This is a genomic window from Aromatoleum evansii (assembly GCF_012910805.1).
In the GTDB taxonomy this organism is placed as follows: domain Bacteria; phylum Pseudomonadota; class Gammaproteobacteria; order Burkholderiales; family Rhodocyclaceae; genus Aromatoleum; species Aromatoleum evansii.
The window spans coordinates 1-3,141 of sequence record NZ_WTVK01000137.1; the positions used below are offsets into that span (position 1 = coordinate 1).

At 63.4% G+C, this 3,141-nt stretch carries 5 protein-coding genes; 2 read left to right on the forward strand and 3 right to left on the reverse strand.

The genetic code is table 11. From position 1 onward, the window contains the following. The first annotated feature begins 160 nt into the window (after positions 1 to 160). Both GO615_RS27395 and GO615_RS27400 read left to right on the forward strand, forming a co-directional pair. The gene (locus GO615_RS27395; RefSeq protein ID WP_169133009.1) at positions 161 to 493 is read left to right on the forward strand and encodes a DUF2523 family protein; all 333 of its coding nucleotides are present in this window, start codon (positions 161 to 163) and stop codon (positions 491 to 493) included. After that, complete coding sequence (locus GO615_RS27400; protein ID WP_169133010.1) at positions 490 to 1,755, forward strand: zonular occludens toxin family protein; 1,266 nt, start codon at positions 490 to 492, stop codon at positions 1,753 to 1,755. Before GO615_RS27395 ends, GO615_RS27400 begins: the two co-directional genes overlap by 4 nt. A 4-nt stretch (positions 1,756 to 1,759) precedes the next feature. Here the strand turns inward: GO615_RS27400 and GO615_RS27405 are convergent, their stop codons facing one another. The 3 genes from GO615_RS27405 to GO615_RS27415 are packed head-to-tail and all read right to left on the reverse strand — an operon-like array spanning position 1,760 to position 2,681. Then, the gene (locus GO615_RS27405; RefSeq protein ID WP_169133011.1) at positions 1,760 to 2,242 is read right to left on the reverse strand and encodes a hypothetical protein; all 483 of its coding nucleotides are present in this window, start codon (positions 2,240 to 2,242) and stop codon (positions 1,760 to 1,762) included. Continuing rightward, complete coding sequence (locus GO615_RS27410; protein ID WP_169133012.1) at positions 2,239 to 2,436, reverse strand: hypothetical protein; 198 nt, start codon at positions 2,434 to 2,436, stop codon at positions 2,239 to 2,241. Before GO615_RS27410 ends, GO615_RS27405 begins: the two co-directional genes overlap by 4 nt. Before the next feature lie 17 nt (positions 2,437 to 2,453). Continuing rightward, positions 2,454 to 2,681, reverse strand: coding sequence for a hypothetical protein (locus GO615_RS27415; RefSeq protein WP_169133013.1), 228 nt, complete (start codon positions 2,679 to 2,681; stop codon positions 2,454 to 2,456). Between the last annotated feature and the right edge of the window lie 460 nt (positions 2,682 to 3,141).

Sequence of the window (3,141 nt, forward strand, 5' to 3'; positions counted from 1 at the left end):
GTCTCCGGGGGCGGCGGGGCGCTTCCTGTACTCGCGTCCTTCTCGGTGCTCGGGAAGCAAACGACGTGGGAGCTGAAGCCCGAATGGATGGACTGGCTTCCGACGGTGGTGATGCTCATGGCGGCGATCCTCGCCGCGTTCATCTTGTTCAGGGACTGATATGGAAGCGGTACAGGCGTTGCTCGACGGGCTCAATGCGATCTATGAATGGATCGCCAATGGCATCTACACCTTCTTGGTCGAGTTTTATGCGTGGGTCGCGGTCAAGGCGCTGACGTGGTGGTATGAGGCGCTGGTCTGGAAACTGACCTTGGCGTGGGATATCGGCTCGGCGGTCGTCTCTGAGCTGTCGATGGCTTCTACGATTCAAAGCTGGTTGTCGGCGCTGCCGTCCAATGCGCGTTCTCTGGTCAATTACGCTCGGGTTCCGGAAGCAATCAACCTGATTGCGACGGCGGGTTTCTCGAAAATCGTGTTGAGGTTCATCGCATGAGCATCAAGATTCACTACGGGCCGAACGGCTCGTATAAGACCGCGGGCGCGTTGGCCGATGACATGATCCCGGCTTGGAAGTCGGGGCGGGTCATCGTCACGAATGTCCGCGGCGTCTCGGCTCAGCGCTTCGCCCATGTGCTCAACGTCGATGAGTCGGAAGGGGGTGACGTGATTCACGTCGACACCAGCACCAGCGAGGGTCGTCTGCGAATGGCTACGTGGTTCCATTGGGCTCCACCGGGGGCGCTTGTCTTTGTCGATGAGGCGCAAGCGATCTGGCCCAAGGCGTGGACGCAAAAGGATTTGCAGGTGCTCGATTATCCGGGCGGTTCTGCGCAGGCTGAAGCGGACGATCGCCCGCATTGCTATTCGATCGCGTGGGAGATGCACCGTCACTGGAACTGGGATTTCATCCTCACCACGCCCAACATCAACAAGTTACGCGATGAATACCGCGGCTGCGCCGATGGGGCCTACAAGCACAAGAACTTGGCGCTGATCGGCCTGTCCGGGCGCTACGTCGAAGGTTTCCACGCGCCTGACGATACCGGGAAGGCGCAATCGGATTTCATCTCCATTACCCGCAAAAAGGTGCCGTCATATGTCTTCAAGTGCTACGACTCTACAGCCACCGGCAAAGTCTCCGACACCATCAGCGGCACGCCTCTTTGGAAGAATCCGCGCGTGGTACTGCTGGTCACTGTCCTTGTATGTATCGGCCTTTTTGTTGCTTCTCGTCCGGTGCCTAAGGTCCTCGGCGGGGAAGGGGTTGCACCTGCTGCGCCTGAGCGGTCGCGGCCTGCTCGGTCTGCTCCTGTGGGTGTCGCGCAAAGTGCTCCTGCGGCTGACGGTGTTCCTGCTCGTCGCGTGGCTGTTGAAAGCGGCGACGTCCTTCCTGCACTAGCGCCCGATCCGTGGGAGGGTGGCGTGCTCGCCTACGGAGGCAGCATCGGCATGGGGGCGCGTCAGCGCCATGTGGTGACGTTCTCCCACCCTGACCGGGGTACGGTCGTTATTACCGGCGATGAGCTGGTGCGCGTTGGCTGGGTGGTGGTGCCGGTGGGGGATTGCCTCGCCAAGCTTGTCAGCGGCAAGCAGCAGCGGGTGATTACGTGTGCGGGGCCTGCTGCGCCGCTTCAGCGCGAGCGGGAAGGGCGGGAGGACGTAGGACGAACGCCCGCCCCGTCCGCGCCCGGTCCGCAGGGTGTCGTGATTGCCGATGCGGGAACCAACCAGGGTATCCCGCCGGTGGGGCGGTAGGCGTTCACCAGAAGTCGCGTTGATTGGTGACGCCGGCGCCGATCGAGAGCGCACCAGGCGTTACCAATGCGTTCGGGCGCATGGTGACAGGCGCGTGCGCCTGGTGAGCTCCGGTTGTCGCCAAAGCGGTGTCAATCGTGCTCTTCGCGTAGCCGATGTATTGCCACGCAGCGGCCGTCTTTTCTTGGATGGTTTTCAGCGTGACGCGCAGCTCGTCGGCGGCGCGTTCGCGGGCCATCGCGGCGCGGGCGTTCGCGACCTTGTCGGGGTCGGCCCCGATGTATTCGCGCTTGCGTTGACCGCAAGAGTCGGTCGGATGGATCAGGTACAGGTATTTACCGTCCCGCCAGTGCTCGCTGGCGCGGATGGTCCCCAGTTCGGCCAGCTTGGTGAGGTCGCGTTCGCATTGTTCGCGGTGGTCGTCCAGGGCGCGCAGCTGCGCGGCGATCTCTTCGCAGGCGCGCGCGAGGTCGAAGGGGGTGCTCATTTGGCGGCCTCGGCGAACATGTATTCTGCCGTCTGCATCGCTTCGAGCTCGTCGTCGGTGAAGTAGTCGGCGGCGGCGCGGTGCTCGCCGTTGATCCAGAGCTCCACGCGGAATTCGCCCCAGTGGGCATCGTCGATCACATAGACGCGGATGTCTCCGTCTTTCAGGGTCTCGATGATTTTCTCGTCTCTCATGGCGTTGTCCTCGTGGGTTATTGGTGACAGGGGGTTTGCACCAGGAGCGCCGCGGCGTCACCAAACAGCGGCAGAATCCAACTCGATAGCTTGGCGCGGACGATGCGGGCGGGCTTCTCCCATGCGCGGAGGTCTTTGCGCAACTGGACGATGATCGGCAGCACCACGCGCGCGGCGTGCCCAAAGAAGTCCAGGCACATCTGACGTGCCTCGAACTCTTCGCCTTGCGGATGCTTAATCTTCATCGCCTGTCCCTGCTACCGGGGTCCCTGAGCCTGAGCCCCTCCGGGTTTTCTTCCTTCCGGCGTTCAAACTGTTTCGCCGGTTCCCACCGTTCGCCCCATCGCCTTCGCCCTTGGCGTCGGGGAACCCGACAACCAAGGGAATGCAAGGGCGCGAAGCGGGCGAAGCCTTTACCCTTGCATTCCCGACTTGTCGGGTTACACGTCGCCGGTTTAGGGCGAAGGCGACGGGGCGGGCGGGGTCGCGGACAGTGGAAGAACGGAAGGCCACAGAAGACGCTCGCGTCTTCTCTGGATGAAGCGACCGCAGGGCGCGCGGCAAGCGGAGCGCGCAGGGCCGACAGGCCCGGAGGGGGAAGGGATGCGAAGCGGGGCCGCGGGCCTCCCCGAAGGGGATGAGCCGACAGGCGAACCCGTAGCAGCCCGGTGCGCGCGTGCGCGCAGCCCCCCTGAACCCCCCGGG